We start from the raw sequence: 19,346 nt of genomic DNA, 5'->3' as shown, positions 1-19,346 counted from the left end.
AATTGATTTATCTGGCTCCATATTCATTTGTTTGTAGCGTTTTGAGTGTTTTCTGGGCTGTTAATACGGTTCTGCGATGATGAACATAAAATGTTTAACTGTTTATTTTATGGTTGCCATCACAGCGTTGTGGCGCTACCGTTGGCGTTGCTTGCATGACAAACAACTGCCCAAAAAACACAACAACAATGAGGCAAACCGATGACAACCCCTGGCTGGTGGGCCATGGCGCTTTCCGAGGCTGTGAATGATCAAAAGCCATTGGCCGTGGCCTTTGGTGGCGAGGAACTGGTCCTGTTCCGCAACGCAGCCGGGCAGGCGTTTGCTCTGGAAGACCGTTGTCCACATCGGCGTGTGCCGTTGGCGCTGGGACGAGTGGTCGAGTCTGGTTTGCAATGTGGTTACCACGGCTGGACCTTTGATGGTGCCAGTGGCGGTTGTACAAAAATTCCCAACCTGCACGATGATGAACGCGTGCCGCCGCGTTATGCCGCACGGGCTTTCCAAGTGAGCGAAGCCAATGGTTTCGTCCATGTGTGGTTGGGAGAGGGCGCACCGCAAGGGGAGCTGCCCAGCAACGATTACCAGCCAAGCGGTCGCGAATTTACCGGTTCCACCATCGTCAACATGAGTCACGATCAGTATCTGGCGGCGATGCTCGACGGCCCGGAATGCTTGCTCGGCTTTACCCATGTGCGGTTCACCGATTTCTTCCTTGGCGATCTGCGCAGCGAGCAGGGGCGCGTAGTGTTGGAGCGCGGCGCGGTATGGTCCACACAATTTCTGCCGTCGCAGTTTGTAGTGGATTACCCTTTGATTGTGCGCACCGCCGTACCCCTGAGCGGCGGCAGTATTCGGGTGGATTTGCTCAACGAAGAAGAGTTGCCGCTCATTACCCTGGTGATCGCAACCGGGGCTAACCGCCGTGGCACCACCAGCCTATGCTGGCGTGGTTTTGTGCATGAGCAGGTGCCGGCCCGTGCACCGTTGCGTTGGCGTTTTGCCCGCGCGCGCAAACAGGCGCCGTTCCAGGTGAAAAACCTGATTGACGGCGTAGCCGTCGCGGCCCTGCTGCAAGCCCCATCCCGCGACCTGCGAGCCTTGCGCCAGCCGCATTTGATTCCCGCAAGCGCGGTCGTCTGAGCACAGGAGAACTAACTATGCATGCCGTGCCTTACTCTACCGAAACTCCGTCGCGCAAAGTGCGGGGTGACTGGACACCGATCAACTACGACCTGCGTGACACCTGGTTTCCGGTATCCCACAGTCGTGACCTTAGTGCACAGCCAATCCGCCGGATCATTCATGCCCAGCCCTATTACCTGTGGCGGGAGAACGGGCGGCCGATAGCTGCCGAATTTCATCCCTATCGCCTGCGTGAAAATACGCGCGTGCTTACGGAATTCACCGGCGGCAGCGGGTTTTATCCGCTGGTGGAACGCTACGGCTATATCTGGGTCTGGTACGGCAATCCGGAGGCTGCCGATGCGCTGTTGCTGCCGCACATCCCGTTTCTACCGCGAGACGGCAGCCTTCCCGGCTACACCCAGCGTACCGTGCGGTTTGATGCAACTTCGGCGCTCTCGGTCGAAAACCTGATTGACCTGACCCACGCCGATTTCCTGCACGCCAATACCATCGGCGACGGCATCAGTGAGTCGGATGAGGTCGAGGTGCAATGGACCTCTGAAACGGTGACCCGCACCCGCACCGTCGCACAAAAATCAGTGGCACCGATCATGCGTTGGGTGGGCGGAGTGCGCGCCAAATACCAGGATTTTCGCGCGGTGTTGCACATCCATTTGCGCAGTAATGTATGCATCTCCTACCCGCGATTTCGTCCCGGTTATGACGTGCCTAACCTGCAACCGTTCTCGCCGGTGGGCAAGCATCGCTCGCGCTGTGACGTCACTTTCAATACCACCGCAGCGCCGTCCCCGTTTCGCTACGTGATGCCGCGCATCAACTACATCATCCAGCCCCAGGACAACTCGGTGGTGCGTCCACAGAATCAGCGCTATTTCGAGACCGATGAGCGACGTGACCTGCATTCACGTTTCGATACCCCGGGAACTCGTTATCGCTACCAGATGGAGCAATTGGTCGAGCGCCAGCGCACCGGCCAATTCGTCTACGGCAGCGACGCTGAACCCGGGCGCGATATCAGTGCCTTGTTGGGCATGAACGATTGACGGCATCACACAAGGAGTACGGCTATGGATCTGGGCATTGGCGGGCGCATGGCGGTGGTATGCGCGTCCTCACGAGGGCTTGGCAAAGCCTGTGCGCTGGCATTGGCGCAAGAGGGTTGCGAGGTCCTGATCAACGGCCGCGATGCCGATGCCCTGGCGCAAACCGCGCAGGAAATTTTTCTCCACACTGGCCGGCTGCCCCGCACGGTAGTGGCGGATCTTTCCACCTCTGCCGGGCGGGCGACATTGTTGGCCGCGTGCCCGGTAGTCGACATTCTGGTGACCAACAACGGTGGACCCGCGCCTGGTCGCCTGGAGGATTGGGATCACGCGGCCTGGCTGGCCGCGATTGAGGCCAACATGCTCTCGGGCATCCTGCTGATTCAGGCGGTGGTCGGCGGTATGCGTGCGCGAGGTTTTGGCCGCATCGTCAATATCACCTCGGCGATGGTCAAGTCGCCACGCTTGCCCTTGGGTTTGTCCACGGCGGCGCGTGCGGGGCTGACTGCGTTTTGCAAAGCCCTGTCGGTCGAGGTGGCGCGGGACAATGTGACCATCAACAATCTGCTGCCGGAACGTATTGAAACCGATCGCCTGCGCTTCATGACCGAACAGTTGGCCAAGCATCGTCAGCTCAGTGTTGAAGAGGCGCGGGTGGAAATGCTCAAGCCGATCGCCGCACGACGATTTGGCCAGCCGAGCGAATTGGCCGCCGCCTGCGCATTCCTCTGTTCGGCACAGGCTGGCTACATCACCGGGCAAAATCTGCAGATCGACGGCGGCAGTTACGCCGGATTGATTTAGCCGCCCCGGCGATCTTTCCAATCGGCGGGCGGTACTTCGCTGGCGTCGAAGTCCAGCTCTACTTCAACCCCATTGGGGTCCTGCATGAACAGCTGCCACGTGCGCTCGGCGCCGGGAGCACGGATCACCTTGAAGCGCACGCCGAGCTCATCTAGGTGCGTCCACATCCTCTGCAAGCCCCGGGCGTGAAAGGCCATATGGTCGAGCACGCCACGTCGCGGCTCCGGCATTTGTGATACGCCCACCACATGCAGAACGGGCTGACCCTCGGCGTACAGCCAGAATCCGGGAACCGGGAAAGGCGGGCGCGGCCCCTCCACCAACCCCAGTATTCCAATATAGAAATCCCGTGTCGCCTCCAGTTGGTCGGAGACGATGGTGAAGTGGTCCATGCGCAGAATCATCGCAACTCCCCTGATCGGCTTTTTAGTGATATTTAGACGAATTGTTATTTGTTGTTCATATTCATGTTTATGATTCTATATTCGGAATACTAATCTATCTATGGAATTTCGCTTTGATGACTTAGGGTAACGCCATGGATTCGTTCTGCAGCTCTGCTGCAAAACGCTAAGCGCAGAACAAGGCAGGTGCTGAATGAGCCAGGCAATCCTCGAAGGTATTCGCGTCATCAGTCTGTGTTCCGGCATTGCCGGTTCCAGCGCTGGCTTGCAACTGTGCGAAGCGGGTGCCGAAGTGGTGATGATCGAGCCACCCACCAACCACACCAGAGACAAACAGGCGCTGTTTGCTGTGCTTAACCGTGGCAAACGAAGTGTCATCCTCAGCCTGGAAAACGCCGCAGATCGCCAGCAGTTGCAATCCCTGCTGGCGGATGCCGATGTGCTGCTGCACGACTTCACGCCTGAGGTGGCAAACGCGCATGGCCTGGCTGACGCGCAGCTCTGCGCAGACTTCCCTCGATTGGTGATCTCGGCGGTCAGCGGCTGGCCGCAACGGCATGCGCTGGCGAATGCCCTGCCTCGGGAAACATTGATCCTGGCGCGCCTGGGCCTGTTGGACGAGCAACCCGCGCATCGACCCGGTCCGGCCTTCATCCGCATGCCGTTCGCCAATTGGCTGGCGAGCTGGCTGTGTGTGGTCGCGGTCATGGCGCGGTTGCTGGCGCGCGACCGTGATGGCTTCGGCGGCATTGCGCATACGAGCCTGGCTCAGGCAGCCCTTGTACCCATGACCATGCATTGGAACCGCGCGCAAACGCCAACCCCGGCCTTTGCCAAGGGCCTGGATAAACACATTCCGATTCCGTTGCACCAATGCGCCGATGGCCGCTGGTTGCATGTGCATTATTCGCCGGATAAATCACCGTGGATGGCCGCGGCGCTCAGTGAGTTGGGGGAAGTCGAAGTGGCTCGCTTGAATGCGCTGTGGCCACCCAGTCATGTGGCGCCTAACTTCGGCGCCAACAAGGCAATTATTGCTACACGACCGGCGCAGGACTGGGTCGAACATTTCTGGCAGCACGATGTTGCTGCGCAAATTGCCGCTGCGTTCGGTGATATCTACTTCGACGAGCAAACACGCCTGAATGGCTATGTGGTTGAAGTCGACGACGTGCAATTGGGCAGGACCCTGCAACCAGGCCCGGCCTGGCAGGTGCAGCCACCCGCACGAGTTGGCGGTAGTGCACCAGTGGCAGGTGAGGGGAACGCCGGATTGCCAGGCGCCGATGCTGTGAACTCTTCGCAAGTGCCGGGATCGAGCCCGGCGCCCTTGCCGCCGCTGCACGGTCTGAAAGTGCTGGATCTGGGCGCCTATCTTGCCGGACCGTTTGCCTGCATGTTGCTGGCGGACCTGGGTGCGGACGTGATCAAAATCGAAGCGCCCAAAGGCGATGCCATGCGCCGCCTGGAGCGGATTTTCAGCGGTACCCAGCGTGGCAAGTTGGGCGTGGCACTGCAACTGGGCGATCAGCAAACCGAACCGGCCGTAGAAGCGTTGGCCCGTTGGGCCGATGTGGTGCATCACAACATGCGTCTGCCGGCGGCACGCAAACTCAAGGTTGATTACGAAAGCCTGAAAGCGCTGAACCCTCGGTTGGTGTATTGCCATGTCAGTGCCTACGGACCGACCGGCCCGCGCGCGGATTGGCCGGGCTTTGACCAACTGATGCAGGCCTCTTGCGGCTGGGAAGTCGAGCAGGGCGGTGAGGGCCAGGCGCCAATGTGGCTACGCTTCGGCGTGGGTGATTTTTTTGCCGGTCTGTCCTCGCTCTATGCCTTGCTCCTGGGGTTGTATGAGCGCAATCGCAGTGGCGTCGGGCAAATGGTCAGTTCGTCATTGCTGGGCGCCACGATGCTGTCGATGAGCGAGGCGGTGGTGCTGGAGGACGGCAGTCTTACGCCAATCGACCACATGGACGCGCAACAGACCGGTCTGAGTGATGCCCATCGTTTGTATCGGTGTAGCGATGCCTGGCTGGTGGTGGCAGCGCTGCGACCGGATGAGGTGCAACGTTTCGAATCGTTGGTGGGTGATCAGCCCGAAACCTGGTTTGCCAATCACACCCGGCAAGCGGCGCTCGCCTCATTGGCCGCAGCCCAGGTGCCGGCGCAGGCAGTGCTGGAAGCGCAGATGGATGCCTTTCTCGACAGCCCCGAACACGCCGCCGCGGGTCTGCACGCTCATTACTCGCATGCTGTTTACGGCGACCTGCAACAGATCGGCGCGTTCTGGGATTTCGGCAACTTGCCGTTATCGCTGCAGCGACCGCCCCCCGCCCTCGGCCAACATACCCGGCAAGTTCTGGAAGGCCTCGGCTTTACCGGCAGCGAACTCGAACGATTGGCGTCGGTTGGTCTGGTGGCACTGTAATCGTGGGCCTGGTGCCCGGCAGCATTCATCGACAAGCACAAGGATTACCCATGGACGAGTTGGATTTCAGCGGTAAAACCGTGCTGGTCATCGGCGGTTCCAGTGGCATCGGCAATGGCATTGCGCAGAACTTTCGCCAGCGGGGCGCCGAGGTGCATGTCTGGGGCACGCGAGCCTCGGCGGCGGCCTATCAAAATTCGGCGGATTCTAATCTTGAAGGTTTGCACTACACCCAGGTTGACGTCGCGGATGCGTCATTGATCGAGGCCGTCAGCGTGCCATTCACCCGTCTGGACGTGTTGGTACAGGCGCAAGGCACGGTGCTTTACGACCGGCAGGAATTCCTCACTGAAGGCTTCAAGCACGTGCTCGACGTCAACCTCACCAGCCTGATGGTCTGTGCACAGAAATTTCATCCGCTGCTGATGCAGGCCAAGGGGTCGATGATCACGGTCAGTTCGGCAGCAGCGTTCCATTCTACCCGTGGCAACCCTGCCTACAACGCCTCGAAAACCGGCGCTTTCGGGCTGACTCGCACCTTGGCCGAAGCCTGGGCTCGTGATGGTATCCGGGTGAATGGCATTGCCCCGGGGCTGGTGGAAACCAAGCTGACACGGGTGACCACCAGCAACCCGAAACGCCTGGAAGGTGCGCTGCGCGCCATTCCTCAAGGGCGCCTCGGCACGCCTCAGGACATGGCTAATGTGGCCCTGTTTCTCGCCTCGCCGCTGGCCAGCTATGTGCTCGGCCAAACCCTGTTGGTCGACGGCGGCATGCTGCTGGCCTGATCGCTATTTGCTAGGAGAAACACCATGGCCTGGGACTTTCAGACCGACCCCGAGATTCAAGTGGAACTGGATTGGATCGAGCAGTTCGTGCGTGAGGAAGTCGAACCCCTCGATCACGTGTTGGGCAGCCCGTGGAATATCCACGACCCGCTGTTCAAGCAACTGGTCAAACCGCTGCAAGCGCAGGTGAAGGCGCGCAACTTGTGGGCTTGTCACCTGGGCCCGGAACTGGGCGGGGCAGGGTATGGCCAGGTGCGGCTTGCGTTGATCAATGAAATTCTCGGGCGTTCGCTGTTCGGCCCAATTGTGTTTGGCTGTCAGGCACCGGACTCTGGCAACGGTGAAATTCTCGCCCATTACGGCACCCCAGCGCAGAAACAGCGCTACCTGCAACCGTTGCTCGATGGCGATATCGTCTCCTGCTTCGCCATGACCGAACCGCAAGGCGGCGCCGACCCTGCGGTGTTCACCACCGAGGCGGTGCGTGAGGGGGATGACTGGGTGCTGAGCGGCGAAAAATGGTTTGCCTCCAATGCGCGCTACGCCGCGTTCTATATCGTGATGGCGGTGACCGATAAAAGCGTGTCGGTGTATGAAGGCATGTCGATGTTTATTGTTGCTGCCGATGCTCCGGGGGTAAGCATTATCCGCAACGTCGGTATCGCCGATGACCCGGCTGCCACCCATGCTTACCTGTCATTCGACAAAGTGCGAGTGCCCGCGGCCGATATGCTCGGCGCGCCCGGCCAGGCATTTGTCGTCGCCCAGGTACGTTTGGGTGGGGGCCGTGTGCACCACGCCATGCGCGTCATCGGTCAGGCGCAAAAAGCCCTTGATGCGCTGTGTGAACGGTCGTTGTCGCGCAGTACCCAAGGCAGTCGTCTGGCGGACAAGCAGATGGTCCAGGAGAAAATTGCCGATTCGTGGATCGAGCTGGAGCAATTTCGTTTGCTGGTGATGCGCACGGCGTGGCGCATCGACCAGTATCAGGACTACAAACGGGTGCGCAAAGACATCGCCGCAGTGAAAGCCATCATGCCCAAGGTGCTGCATGACATCGCCGCGCGCGCCCTGCATGTGCATGGCTCGCTGGGGGTCAGCGAAGAAATGCCGTTTACCGGCTACATCGTCCGCTCCTTCCAGATGGGACTGGCCGACGGGCCCACCGAAGTGCACAAAATCACCGTCGCCAAACAGCTGCTACGCGATTACCAACCCTGCGACGAACTGTTCCCCGATTACCACCGGCCCACCGCCGCGGCCCGTGCCCGGGAAAAATACACCGATGCCCTGGCCGGCCTTGGCGAGCGCGACGCATGAACGACTGGCAGGATTTGGTCGACCTCGAGCGCCTGGCCCTATGGATGGACACCAGAGGCCTGGAAAGCGGCCCCATCGAGGCACCGCTGCGATTGACCGGAGGCACGCAGAATCTGTTACTGCGCTTTCGCCGTGGTACGCGCGAATTCGTATTAAGGCGGCCTTCCAGAGAACTGCGTGAAGTCGGCAGTAAAACCATTGCCCGTGAAGCTCGGTTGCTAAAAGCGTTGGCCGGATCAGCGGTGCCCTATGCCAGCCTGATAGCCGATTGTGTCGACCAGGACGTTTTGGGCGCCAGTTTCTATTTGATGGAACCCGTGCAGGGTTTTAATCCCAACGGCGCGGCAGGTTTGCCAGCGCCGCACGCGCAGCAGCCGGCAATGCGTAGACGTATGGGGCTGGCCATGGTGGATGCGTTATTGCGTCTGGGCGAAATCGACTACCGGGCGGTGGGTCTCGAGGATTTTGGCCGGCCCGAGGGTTTTCATCAGCGTCAGGTCTCACGTTGGTTGGCACAACTGGACAGCGTCAAAGGCTACGCCGGCTGGCCGGGCGCGAGCGGTCTGCCGGGACTTGCACAGTTGGCCAACTGGTTGAACGAGCATTGCCCGACGCAGTTCCAGGCCGGCATCCAGCATGGCGACTTTCACCTGTCCAACGTCATGTTCCGCCAAGACAGCGCGGAACTGGCCGCAGTTGTCGATTGGGAACTGGCGACCATCGGCGATCCTTTGCTCGACCTCGCCTGGCTGGTGGTCACCTGGCCCGATGCCGAGGGTCATGGTGCCGGCACCATCGAAGTTCACCCCTGGGAAGGCTTTTGCAGCAGCGACGAACTGGTCGCCCATTACCGCGCCGGCAGCTTGCGCTCCTTGGCAGACTTCAACTGGTACCTGGTATTGGCCGGCTTCAAGCTCGGCATCTTTCTCGAAGTCAGTTACGCCCGTGCGTGTGCCGGCAAGGCTTCCCTGATCACGGGTGAAAAACACCATGCCTCGGCTCTGCGGCTGTTCGCTACGGCGTTGCAGCGCATTGATCAAACCGCCTGATAATCAGAGGAACAAGCCATGCAACTGGCCGGTAAACGCATCATCGTCACGGGGGGCGCCAGGGGGATCGGCGCGGCAGTGGTCAAGGCGTTTGTGGAGGAGGGGGCCCATGTCATCAGCCTGGACCTGGGCGAAGGTGCCTCGATAACAGGTGACGGTGGCGGGTGGGCGCATACACGAGTCTGCGATATTGCTGACAGCCAATCCGTGGATGCCGCTTTCGCCTGGGCCAACGAACAGCTCAACGGGCTGGATGTGCTGGTACATGCCGCGGGCATCGCACCGAATGCCAGTGCCGATAGCATCACGCTGGACGAGTGGGAAAAAGTCTTTGCGGTGAATACCCGGGGCACATTCCTGACCAATCGCGCAGCCTATGAACTGCTTAAAGGCAGCGGTGGGCGGATCATCAACTTCGCCTCTGCGGCAGGCGTCATCGGACAGCCTGGCAAAGCCCATTACGCCGCTAGCAAAGGCGCCGTGCTGGCGTGGACACGTACGGTGGCGCGGGAGTGGGGCCCCTTGGGCATTACCGTCAACGCCATCGCCCCGGCCATGTGGACGCCGATGTACGAAGCCACCCGCGCGAGCATGAGCGCCGAACAACTGCAGCAGCACGACGCGTACATGGCCGGGCAAGTGCCCATCGGCGGACAACTGGGCGAACCGGCCCGGGATCTGGCGCCAGTGCTGGTATTTCTTGCCGGAGACGGTTCGCGATTTGTCACCGGGCAGACGCTGATGATTGACGGCGGTATGTTAATGCTCAGTTGAGTGGCTGGCCGCGTGCTTGGGATGAACCAGGCACAGCGCTTAGCGGCTACGGATCAACTGCAAAAATTCCTGACGGGTGTTGTACGACTCGCGGAAGGTGCCGAGCATTACCGAGGTGGTCATGGTCGAGTTCTGCTTCTCCACGCCGCGCATCATCATGCACATGTGTTTCGCCTCGATAACCACGGCCACGCCAGCAGCACGGGAGACTTGGGCAATGGCTTCGGCAATTTGTCGGGTGAGGTTTTCCTGAATCTGCAAGCGGCGGGCAAACATGTCGACGATACGGGCCACCTTCGACAGGCCAAGCACTTTTCCGGTGGGCATGTAAGCAACGTGGGCTTTGCCGATAAACGGCAACAGATGGTGTTCGCACAGTGAGTACAACTCGATGTCCCGGACGATGATCATCTCATCATTATCGGACTCGAACAGTGCACCGTTGACGATTTCTTCCAGTGTTTGCCGGTAGCCGTGGCAGAGGTAGTGCATGGCCTTGGCCGCGCGTTTTGGCGTATCCAGCAAGCCTTCTCGCTGCGGATCTTCGCCCACGGCCTGGAGAATTCCCCGGTAGTTTTTCGCCAGTTCTTCGTTCATTGGTCGACCTTATTGTTTAGCCAACTTCCCGGGCTCACTGCATGCCGCCCGGGTTGCTGCTTACAGTTGAGTCACGGCAATTTTGCCGGTGACCTGGCTGGCATCGTGAAACATGGCACTCGTACCAGTACGCCACTGCCCAAGCAATTGCGCCAGGCGCTGTTCGGCGTGGCCGAGGAAACGCTCTTTAACCGGACCATAACCGCGAACGCTGTCTGGCAACTCCGCCAACTCCTGAGCAAGGCTCAGCTTGTCGGCAGTCAAGCCTGCCAGCACTTCGTCGAGGACGCTTTCGTAACTGGCCAGCCAGTTGCGTTCCACCTTGCGCTCGTGGGTACGGCCGAACGGATCGAGCCAGGTGTTGCGCAAGAACTTGAGCCTCGCCAACAGCTTGAAGCCTTGCAGCATCCACGGGCCGAAGCTGCGCTTTTTCGGTTCGCGGCCGAGGCCGTTATCGTTCAGCAGCGGTGGCGCCAAGTGGAAGCGCAGGCGGTAGTCGCCCTCGAAGCCCGCCTGGATTTTTTCCAGGAACTGGCCATCGGTGAACAGGCGTGCCACTTCGTACTCATCCTTGATCGCCAGCACTTTGAAGTAATAACGGGCGACGCTTGCCGACAGCTTGCCCGGTTGCCCGAGCAGCGCCGTTTCCGCCTTCATGAATTGCTCGACCCGTTGTCGGTAACGTTGGGCATAGGCCTTGTTCTGGTACGCCGTGAGAAACTCCACGCGTCGTTCCATGGTTTCTTCAAGGCTTTGCGACAACAGGCGGTCTGCGTTCTGCACGTTGCCTGCTTCCAGTTTGCGCAAGACCCGTGGCAAGTCTTCGGCGCTGCGCCGGCCCCAGGCAAACGCGGCAAGGTTGAACGGTACCGCGGTGCCATTCAGTTCGATGGCTTGCAGCAGTGCCGCTTCGCCTACTGGCAGCCAGCCTTTCTGATACGCGTAACCGAGCATGAAGGTGTTGGTGGCAATCGAATCGCCCATCAGGGCCGTGGCGATTTTGCTCGCGTCGACAAAGTCAGCCTGGGCATGGCCAACCGCATCGGCGATTTGTGCCGACATGGTTTGGGTATGGAATTTCGGGTCCGGGTGCTTCAGCAAATCTCCGCTTTCCGCCTGTTGGGCGAAGGTCCGCACGAATGCGCTGGTGATGGTTTCTTCGCTGTTGATCAGGGCATGGGTAACGCCTTGGCGCAGCTTGGACAAGGTTTCGGTGTTGGCACTGACCACCAGGTCGCAACCTAACAGCAGGGCCGCTTCACCTTCGGCAATACGGGGTGCGAACAACTGATCCTGGCGCGCGGCAATGCGAATGTGCGACCACACCGCGCCACCTTTTTGCGCCATGCCGGCCATGTCCAGGTTGAGCGTGCCTTTACCTTCGATAAATGCTGCCATTCCCAGCAAAGCGCCGATGGTCACCACGCCGGTGCCACCCACACCGGTCACCAGAATGCTGTAAGGCTCATCCAGTGCAACGGTTGGCGGCGTCGGCAGTTCCCACACTTCATCGGCTTTGGCTGCAAGCGCTTTGGGTTTGCGCAAGGAACCGCCTTCGACCGTGACAAAACTCGGGCAAAAGCCGTTGAGGCAGGTGAAGTCTTTGTTGCAGGAGGACTGGTCGATTTCCCGCTTGCGGCCGTACTCGGTTTCCACCGCCACCACCGACATGCAGTTGGACTTGCTGCTGCAATCGCCGCAGCCTTCACACACCGCTTCGTTGATCACGACCCGGCGTGCCGGATCCGGGAACTTGCCGCGCTTACGGCGCCGACGTTTTTCCGCGGCGCAGGTCTGGTCATAAATGATTGCCGATACGCCTTGGAACTGGCGCAGTTGTTCCTGCACTTCGTCCATCTTGTCGCGACGCAGCACCGGCACGCCGTCGGCCAGATCATGGATGTGTTGGTATTTCTCGACATCGTCGCTGACCACCACGACACGTTGCACGCCTTCGGCAGCCAATTGACGGCTGATTTGCGAGACGCTGAGCGTGCCGTCCACCGGTTGTCCGCCAGTCATGGCCACGGCGTCGTTGTAGAGAATCTTGTAAGTGATCTGCACCTTGGCAGCGATGGCGGCCCGAATCGCGAGAATGCCAGAGTGGAAATAGGTTCCGTCACCGAGGTTGGCGAAGACATGTTGAGTGGTGGTGAACGGTGCCTGGCCGATCCACGCCACGCCTTCGCCGCCCATCTGACTGAACGTCTGGGTCTGCGGGTAGATCCAGGCGGCCATGTAATGGCAGCCTATTCCGGCCAGTGCGCGACTGCCTTGCGGGACTTTGGTCGAGGTGTTGTGCGGGCAACCGGAACAATAGTGGGGCACGCGTTCCATCAGGTTGCTGAACTGGTCTTTACTGGCAAACTGCGCATCCAGCACCGCCAGACGCACTTGCAGCGGTCCGTTTTGATGCAGGCGCAAAATGCGTTTGGCCAGCGCCCGGGCGATCATCGCCGGGGTCAGGTCGTTGATGGCTGGCAGCAACCAACCCGTGTGCGGCAGGCTCCACTCACCCTTGTCGTCAAACTTGCCGACGATGCGCGGGCGTACGTCCTCGCGCCAGTTGTAGAGTTCTTCCTTGAGCTGGTATTCGATCATGTGGCGTTTTTCTTCCACCACCACGATTTCTTCCAGACCCTCGGCAAACTGCCGCACGCCTTCCGCTTCCAGCGGCCAAACCATGCCGACCTTGTACACGCGCAGGCCGATTTGCTGGGCGAGTGTTTCGTCGATGCCGAGGATTTTCAGTGCCTGGCAAACGTCGAGGTACGATTTGCCGGACGTGATGATGCCGATGCGCGCTTTCGGCGAATCCATCACGATGCGGTCAAGGCGATTGGCACGGGCGTAGGCGAGGGCGGCATACAATTTGTGTTCCAGCAGCCGCTGTTCCTGCGCCAGGGGCGGGTCTGGCCAGCGAATATTCAAGCCGCCTTCGGGCAGCGCAATATCGGGAATGATCGGTTGTACGCGATGAATGTCGATGTCGACGACGGCCGCGCTCTCGACCGTATCAGCCACCGCTTTGAGGGCGACCCAGCAGCCGGAATAGCGCGACATGGCCCAACCGTGCATGCCGTAGTCGAGGTATTCCTGCACACCGGATGGCGCCAGCACCGGCATCATCACCGCTTTGAAAATGTGCTCGGTCTGGTGTGGCAGCGAAGAGGAGCGTGCGCCATGGTCATCGCCGGCAATGGCCAGCACACCACCAAATTTCGAGGTGCCGGCGGCATTGGCGTGACGGAACACATCGCCACAGCGATCGACGCCCGGCCCCTTGCCGTACCACATGCCGAACACGCCGTCGTAAGTGGCGCCTTCGAAGAGATTGACCTGTTGCGTGCCCCAGATCGAGGTGGCGGCGAGGTCTTCGTTCATGCCTGGATGGAACACCGTGTGGTGTTCCTTGAGGTAGTCGCGCGCCTTCCACAATGCCTGGTCGAAACCACCCAGCGGCGAGCCACGGTACCCGGAAATAAACCCGGCGGTGTTCAGACCATTGGCCAGATCGCGTTGGCGCTGCATCAGCGGCAGACGCACCAGCGCCTGAATGCCGGTGAGCAAAACGTTGCCGCTGTGCTTGACGTATTTGTCATCCAGAGACGGGGGCGCACTCATGTTCATCCTCCAGGCTTTATTGTCATGGCGACGCCAGGAGAGCGGCGTTGCCTAGTTATTGGCTGGAGTCTAGGGAGCGGTTTTGCCATCGTAAAATCACAAAAACAGGGTATCGGTATCGGTTATTCAAATACCTGGATGCACAATGTTCTTTACGCCGTTGTGGATAAAGCCTGTTAGCGGTCTGGTGTCACTTTCACCTTGTTTCGGGCTTGATATCGCCACAGAAAATATCAACGTTGCCATCGGCTGGTGTGGTCCTTACCACTAAGTAGTATCCACCGGAAAGCAGCTCTGACAGCGCCACTGGCGCACTTCGTGAATAGGTCCAGCCGCGCGTTGCAGAAATGCGATTGGTGTTGATCCGGTCATTCATTGCATAGGCGACAGGCCCGGGCCGCACGCAGCTGCCTTTGTTGATAAACGTGTAGAGATTCAAGGGCCGAAGGGTGCCGCTTGGAACTCCACTGACGACGAAGGAAAACGCTGTCTCATTGCCCTGAACGGCCAGCGTTGTATTGGCGATCTGACCGCCGTTGCGCGGTGTAGCGTTCAACGGAACGGTCACTGTCTGGCTTGATGAAGTCGTACAGCCGACGATCATCGCAGCGGCTACGAATGCCGCTGTCTGGGTTCCCGATTTCATGGTCACCTCCTCTACTCAAAAAGTACGATCCAGGACCTTTGAGTATAGGTCGGGAGTATTTGACCAATACCGAAATGCATTTCAGCAATACTCCCAATCGTTGTCTCAAACCTCCCCGTCCCGTCTACTTCAGTCCATACCGAAAGCCCACGGATCAGCGCTCATAGGCGCGGTCCAGACGGCCCAAAGCTTCGGCTGCCAACAACAATAAAAAAGTAATGGGAGTGTCGATGATCGACGCAAAGCTAAAGCCGTTAAGCCTGGCTGTCTGGTTCAGCGTGACCGGGTGTGCCTTAACCGTTGGCGCTGTGCAGGCCGCCGAGTTTGATACCGGTAATCCGGACTGGACCGCGCGCTGGGACAACACCGTGCGTTACAACCTCGGGATCAGGGCCGAAGGGCGCGACAGCGCATTGGCCAACAACGCCAGCTACGACGAGTCCGATGCCAAGTTTGATCGCGGCGATGTGGTGACCAATCGGGTCGATGTGATGAGCGAAATGGAGGTCGCGTACAAGCAGTACAACGGCTTTCGCATCAGCGGCGCGGGCTGGTACGACCAGGCTTACGAAAACACCGAAGTCGAAACCAGCCCGGGGAATGTTTACTACCCCGGTGCGTTTCCCGGTACCAGCACGCCGAGCTACACCAATGGTAAATACTCCAGCTTCACCAAACGCTATCACCGTGGCCCGAGCGGCGAGTTACTGGACGCCTTTGCGTTTACCCGTTTCGATCTCGGCGAGATTCCGGTTAGCGTACGTGCCGGCCGCCACACTGTGTACTGGGGCAACGGCCTGCTGATTGCCGGGCATGCGGTGTCCTACTCGCAAGCACCGCTGGATGGGCGCAAGGCGGTGAGCAACCCCGGTACCGAAACCCGCGAAATCTTCCTGCCGCTGACGCAGATTTCAACCCAAGCTCAGGTCACCGACAAGTTATCGCTGGCGGCGCAATATTTCTTCGAATGGGACACCACGCGCGCCCCTGAAGGCGGCACGTATCTGGCCTCCGCCGACGTCGCCCTGGAAGGACCGGACCGTTTGCCGTTGTTCAGCGGTGTTTCGCGGCCTTTGATTGACCCGGTCAAACCCAAGGACAGGGGCAACTGGGGCGTGATGGGCACCTACAGCTTCGACTTCCTGCATTCGGAGGTCAGCGCGTTCTATCGCGAGTTCGATGACTACAACCCGTGGGGCCTGCAAGTGGCGCCGAGCTTTGCCCGTTACGTGTACGCCGAGAACGTCAAGCTCTATGGCCTGGGTTACTCCGCGGGCCCGGTACTGGGCGGCGGCTCCCTCGGCGTCGATCTGTCGTATCGCCAGAACACCTCGCTGGTCTCCAGCAACATCAGCACCACCGATAATCAGGGCGCTCGCGGTGACACCTGGCACATGGTGGTCAATGGTCTGTGGTTGCTGCCGCGCACCGATTACTTCGACACCGGCAGCCTGATCACCGAAATGGCATTCAGTCATGTGCAACGGGTGACCAAGCACGAAGAACTGTTCAAAGGTGAAGGCTATGGCGGCTGCCCGGCGGGGCAGGACAAGCATTACGGCTGCGCCACCAAGAACTATGTCGGCCTGGCCGTGAGCTTTGCGCCGCAATGGCTTGGGGTGTTCCCCGGCTGGAATATTTCCACTCCCATGAGTGTGGATTATGGCGTCAGCGGCAATGCCGCCACGGGCGGTGGCAACGAAGGGAAATACACCTGGAAGGCCGGCGTCAAAGGCACCTACGACGAGCGTGTCGACGTGACCCTGTCGTACATCGGCTACGGCAGCGAACGTAAATATGCAGACGTCGCCGGCGTCGGAAAAACCGTGGTCGGGGGCACCGGCGACGTCGGCCTGACCGACCGCAACTGGGTGTCGCTCACCCTCAGCACAGCGTTCTGAACCGCGCCTGAACTGCAATGCAGTGATCACCGGACTCGGCGATCACCCATCTGAATGGAGAACGTTATGACGGTTAATGCATATGCGATGGGCCTTGTGGCCATTGCTTTGGCGGGGTCGGCCGTGGCCGATGAGGGCGCTACCACCGCCGACCTGGGCGGCAAGCTGACGACCTTTGGTGCGATTCTTGCGGGCAACGCGGCAGGCACTATTCCGGCCTACGACGGTGGCCTGAAAGTGCCCGCAGGGCTGGTGCCCGGCGACGGCAACTGGCCCAACCCGTTTGCCAATGAAAAACCCCGCCTGCGCATTACGGCGGCCAACGCCGACCAGTACGCCGACCAATTGGCGGCCGGGCAGCTGCAACTGCTCAAGCAGAACCCCGACACTTATTATCTTGAGGTGTACCCTACCCACAGGACGGCGACCTTTCCGGCGAATTTCCTAGCAGCCACCCAGCGCAACGCCAGCCGCAAGGACTGCAAAACCGAGAACGACGGCCTGTCGATCAGCGAAGGCTGCCGGGGCGGTCTGCCATTCCCGCTGCCGCGAGATGGCCGGGAGTTGATGTGGAACTACATCCTCAACTATCAGGGCGTGAATGGCTGGGACTGGAACCACAGTGCCTATGTGGTCAACGAGGGCCACGCGACGCTGACCAACACCAACCGGTCCACCGGCGAAAAACCTTTCTACCAGATGGATGTTCCCGGGCGTGATCCGAAAATCGCCCAGCGCATCTGGTCGCGCATCGTCGCGCCGGCCCGTACGGCCGGGCAGGCATCCGGGTATTGGGATTATCTCGACCCGGTCGCCGACTCCCGCTACGCCTGGAGCTACAGCACCGGTCAGCGCCGCGTCCGCAAGGCCCCGGAATTCAACTACGACACCCCCAACTCGGCGTTCGGCGGGGTGGCGTTCTACGACGAAATCTTCCTGTTTTCCGGAAAGATGGACCGCTTCGACTGGAAACTGGTGGGCAAGAAGGAAATGTTCATCCCCTACAGCAACTACACGCTGAAATGGGGTTGCGACATGGACAAGAAACTCATGCCAAAACACATCAACCCCGCGTGTGAGCGCTGGGAGCTGCACCGTGTCTGGGTGGTGGAAGCGACGCGCAAGGACGGCGTACGTCATGCGCAGAAAAAACGTCGCTACTACATCGACGAAGACACCTTCGGCGCTGCGGTCTACGACGCCTGGGACGACAGCGGCGCGCTGTTCCGTACCGGCTCGCAATACAACATCGAGGCGTACGGCATTCCCAATAATCCGCAACAGGATTCCTACTCGTTGTACGACTTCACCCGTGACCAATACGGCATGTTCGGCAACGGCCCGACGCGCTACCGGCAGGAACCGGTCGCTGAGCGTGAAGCCAATCCGCAGACCATCGCCGGTGGCCAGACCCGCTGACCGCATGCTCCTTTTCGGCGCTCGCCACGGGCGCCGTTTTTTTTCCGTCCCGAGACCCTTTTATGAGCGAGATACTGCAACGTTTAGAAGGCAAGGTCTGCGTGATCACCGGCGCCGGCAGTGGCATCGGCCGCGCCTCGGCCCTGCGTTTTGCCCGGGAGGGCGCCAAGGTGGTGGTCACCGACCTTTTCGCCGAATCGGCGCAGGCCGTGGCGACTGAAATCGGCACCAGGGCACTGGCCATGCAAGTGGATGTCGGCGATGAAGACGCTTTGCGGCAGATGGTCGAGCAGACCGTCGAGACCTTCGGGCGTATCGATGTGTTGTTCAATAACGCCGTGTACAGAAACCCGGCCACCACCCGCGATATCGACTTCATCAACTTCAACACCGAGCTGTTCCACAACTGCATGCGGGTCAATGTGCTGGGCGGTGTGTTGGCGTGCAAGTACGCCTTGCCGCACATGCTGGCCCAGGGCAGCGGTTCGATTCTGTTCACCTCGTCCACCAGCTCGATTGCCGGGGAAATTTCTCAGTTCAGCTACGGCGCCTCCAAGGCCGCACTCAACTGGTACGTGCAAAGCATTGCCGCCACCTTTGGTAAACGCGGCATTCGTTGCAACGGGATTTTGCCGGGGGTGATTCGCACGCCGGCCATGGAAAGCTGGGCTAACGAGGCGATGAAGGCGGCCTTTCTCGACCTGCAAAACGTGCCGCAACTGGGCGAGCCGGAGGACATCGCGGCCATGGCCGCTTTCCTCGCCAGCGATGACGCCGCCTACGTCAACGGCACGCTGATGCGCGTGGACGGCGGCATGAGTTGCGGCACGCCGATGGTGCCGGTGGTGCGCAATTTCCTGTTGCCCCAGGCCTCGGTCTGATCCCGATCCATTCACTGCACTGGAGCCCGTTTTATGGCACTCGAACAGGAACGCTTCATCCTCGACATGCTCGCCGCCTGGGGCGACGGCAGCGATGGCAACCGGCCGGACCTCGAACGCATCATGGCCACCTTCGCAGACGACGCCGTCTGGCAACTGTGGGTACCCGGTGGCCCGGTGATTCGTGGGCGAGATGCGTTGCGCCGCGAAATCGAGCGGCAGATGAGTTATGTCACACACAACCGCTGTACCACGCGTCACATCGTCTCTTCGGAGCGCGTGGTGATGACCGAACGCGACGATTATTGCGTCAGCAATGGCGTACCCATGCCGCACTCAATGGTGGCGGTGTATGAGCTGGACGAACACGGCCTGATCTGTGCGTGGCGCGAGTACCTGGACACTGCCGATCTGGCGAAGAAAAAGGGCGTGCCGCTGGAGCAGGTAGGCGGGCCGAACGCTGGTAGCACCAGCACCCATTAAGAGCGGCGCTGGACATCAGCGCCTGAGGAAGAC

The 19,346-nt window shown here is 60.1% G+C and carries 16 protein-coding genes; 12 read left to right on the top strand and 4 right to left on the bottom strand.

Annotated features, from left to right (window positions below; genetic code table 11):
- Positions 1 to 201 precede the first annotated feature (201 nt).
- Genes AC1ROI_RS17735 through AC1ROI_RS17725 form a run of 3 tightly spaced genes read left to right on the top strand, consistent with a single transcriptional unit; the run spans position 202 to position 2,996 of the window.
- A complete protein-coding gene (locus AC1ROI_RS17735) occupies positions 202 to 1,143 on the top strand; it encodes a Rieske 2Fe-2S domain-containing protein (RefSeq protein WP_083376080.1) in 942 nt (313 codons plus the stop codon).
- Positions 1,144 to 1,160: 17 nt separating this feature from the next.
- A complete protein-coding gene (locus AC1ROI_RS17730) occupies positions 1,161 to 2,192 on the top strand; it encodes an oxygenase (protein WP_083376081.1) in 1,032 nt (343 codons plus the stop codon).
- 24 nt (positions 2,193 to 2,216) lie between these two features.
- Positions 2,217 to 2,996 (top strand): SDR family oxidoreductase, encoded by a 780-nt coding sequence (locus tag AC1ROI_RS17725; protein ID WP_083376082.1) that lies wholly within the window; start codon positions 2,217 to 2,219, stop codon positions 2,994 to 2,996.
- Here the strand turns inward: AC1ROI_RS17725 and AC1ROI_RS17720 are convergent.
- A complete protein-coding gene (locus AC1ROI_RS17720; protein ID WP_083376083.1) occupies positions 2,993 to 3,400 on the bottom strand; it encodes a VOC family protein in 408 nt (135 codons plus the stop codon). The two genes, AC1ROI_RS17725 and AC1ROI_RS17720, sit on opposite strands and share 4 nt — an antisense overlap.
- A 193-nt stretch (positions 3,401 to 3,593) precedes the next feature.
- Between AC1ROI_RS17720 and AC1ROI_RS17715 the strand changes: the two genes are divergently transcribed.
- From AC1ROI_RS17715 to AC1ROI_RS17695, 5 genes are read left to right on the top strand one after another with little or no spacing between them, the layout of a single operon-like run.
- Complete coding sequence (locus AC1ROI_RS17715; RefSeq protein ID WP_083376084.1) at positions 3,594 to 5,831, top strand: CoA transferase; 2,238 nt, start codon at positions 3,594 to 3,596, stop codon at positions 5,829 to 5,831.
- 50 nt (positions 5,832 to 5,881) lie between these two features.
- Complete coding sequence (locus AC1ROI_RS17710) at positions 5,882 to 6,619, top strand: SDR family NAD(P)-dependent oxidoreductase (protein WP_083376085.1); 738 nt, start codon at positions 5,882 to 5,884, stop codon at positions 6,617 to 6,619.
- 24 nt (positions 6,620 to 6,643) lie between these two features.
- The gene (locus AC1ROI_RS17705) at positions 6,644 to 7,939 is read left to right on the top strand and encodes an acyl-CoA dehydrogenase family protein (protein WP_083376086.1); all 1,296 of its coding nucleotides are present in this window, start codon (positions 6,644 to 6,646) and stop codon (positions 7,937 to 7,939) included.
- A complete protein-coding gene (locus AC1ROI_RS17700; protein ID WP_083376087.1) occupies positions 7,936 to 8,988 on the top strand; it encodes a phosphotransferase family protein in 1,053 nt (350 codons plus the stop codon). Before AC1ROI_RS17705 ends, AC1ROI_RS17700 begins: the two co-directional genes overlap by 4 nt.
- An 18-nt stretch (positions 8,989 to 9,006) precedes the next feature.
- On the top strand, positions 9,007 to 9,762 hold the full coding sequence (locus AC1ROI_RS17695) for an SDR family NAD(P)-dependent oxidoreductase (RefSeq protein WP_083376088.1): 756 nt from the start codon (positions 9,007 to 9,009) through the stop codon (positions 9,760 to 9,762).
- Positions 9,763 to 9,801: 39 nt separating this feature from the next.
- On the opposite strand, the gene folE is transcribed toward AC1ROI_RS17695, so the two are convergent.
- From folE to AC1ROI_RS17680, 3 genes are all read right to left on the bottom strand, one after another.
- The gene (folE, locus tag AC1ROI_RS17690) at positions 9,802 to 10,359 is read right to left on the bottom strand and encodes a GTP cyclohydrolase I FolE (protein WP_083376089.1); all 558 of its coding nucleotides are present in this window, start codon (positions 10,357 to 10,359) and stop codon (positions 9,802 to 9,804) included.
- Positions 10,360 to 10,419: 60 nt separating this feature from the next.
- Positions 10,420 to 13,983 carry an indolepyruvate ferredoxin oxidoreductase family protein gene (locus tag AC1ROI_RS17685; protein WP_102594092.1) on the bottom strand — a complete coding sequence of 1,188 codons (3,564 nt, stop codon included), beginning with the start codon at positions 13,981 to 13,983 and terminating at the stop codon, positions 10,420 to 10,422.
- Between the two features lie 196 nt (positions 13,984 to 14,179).
- The gene (locus tag AC1ROI_RS17680) at positions 14,180 to 14,629 is read right to left on the bottom strand and encodes a hypothetical protein (protein WP_083376091.1); all 450 of its coding nucleotides are present in this window, start codon (positions 14,627 to 14,629) and stop codon (positions 14,180 to 14,182) included.
- A gap of 230 nt (positions 14,630 to 14,859) precedes the next feature.
- Between AC1ROI_RS17680 and AC1ROI_RS17675 the strand changes: the two genes are divergently transcribed.
- The 4 genes from AC1ROI_RS17675 (at position 14,860) to AC1ROI_RS17660 (ending at position 19,313) form a co-directional block, all read left to right on the top strand.
- A complete protein-coding gene (locus AC1ROI_RS17675) occupies positions 14,860 to 16,530 on the top strand; it encodes a DUF1302 domain-containing protein (protein ID WP_102594091.1) in 1,671 nt (556 codons plus the stop codon).
- A 66-nt stretch (positions 16,531 to 16,596) separates the two neighbouring features.
- On the top strand, positions 16,597 to 17,949 hold the full coding sequence (locus tag AC1ROI_RS17670; protein ID WP_083376092.1) for a DUF1329 domain-containing protein: 1,353 nt from the start codon (positions 16,597 to 16,599) through the stop codon (positions 17,947 to 17,949).
- A gap of 62 nt (positions 17,950 to 18,011) precedes the next feature.
- On the top strand, positions 18,012 to 18,830 hold the full coding sequence (locus AC1ROI_RS17665) for an SDR family NAD(P)-dependent oxidoreductase (protein ID WP_102594090.1): 819 nt from the start codon (positions 18,012 to 18,014) through the stop codon (positions 18,828 to 18,830).
- A 33-nt stretch (positions 18,831 to 18,863) separates the two neighbouring features.
- The gene (locus AC1ROI_RS17660) at positions 18,864 to 19,313 is read left to right on the top strand and encodes a nuclear transport factor 2 family protein (protein WP_083376094.1); all 450 of its coding nucleotides are present in this window, start codon (positions 18,864 to 18,866) and stop codon (positions 19,311 to 19,313) included.
- Positions 19,314 to 19,346: the final 33 nt, after the last annotated feature.

The organism is Pseudomonas sp. GW823-FHT02C02 (assembly GCF_058797635.1).
The sequence above is the reverse complement of the archived record's forward strand: the minus strand, read 5'-3'. Positions and strand labels throughout refer to the sequence as shown.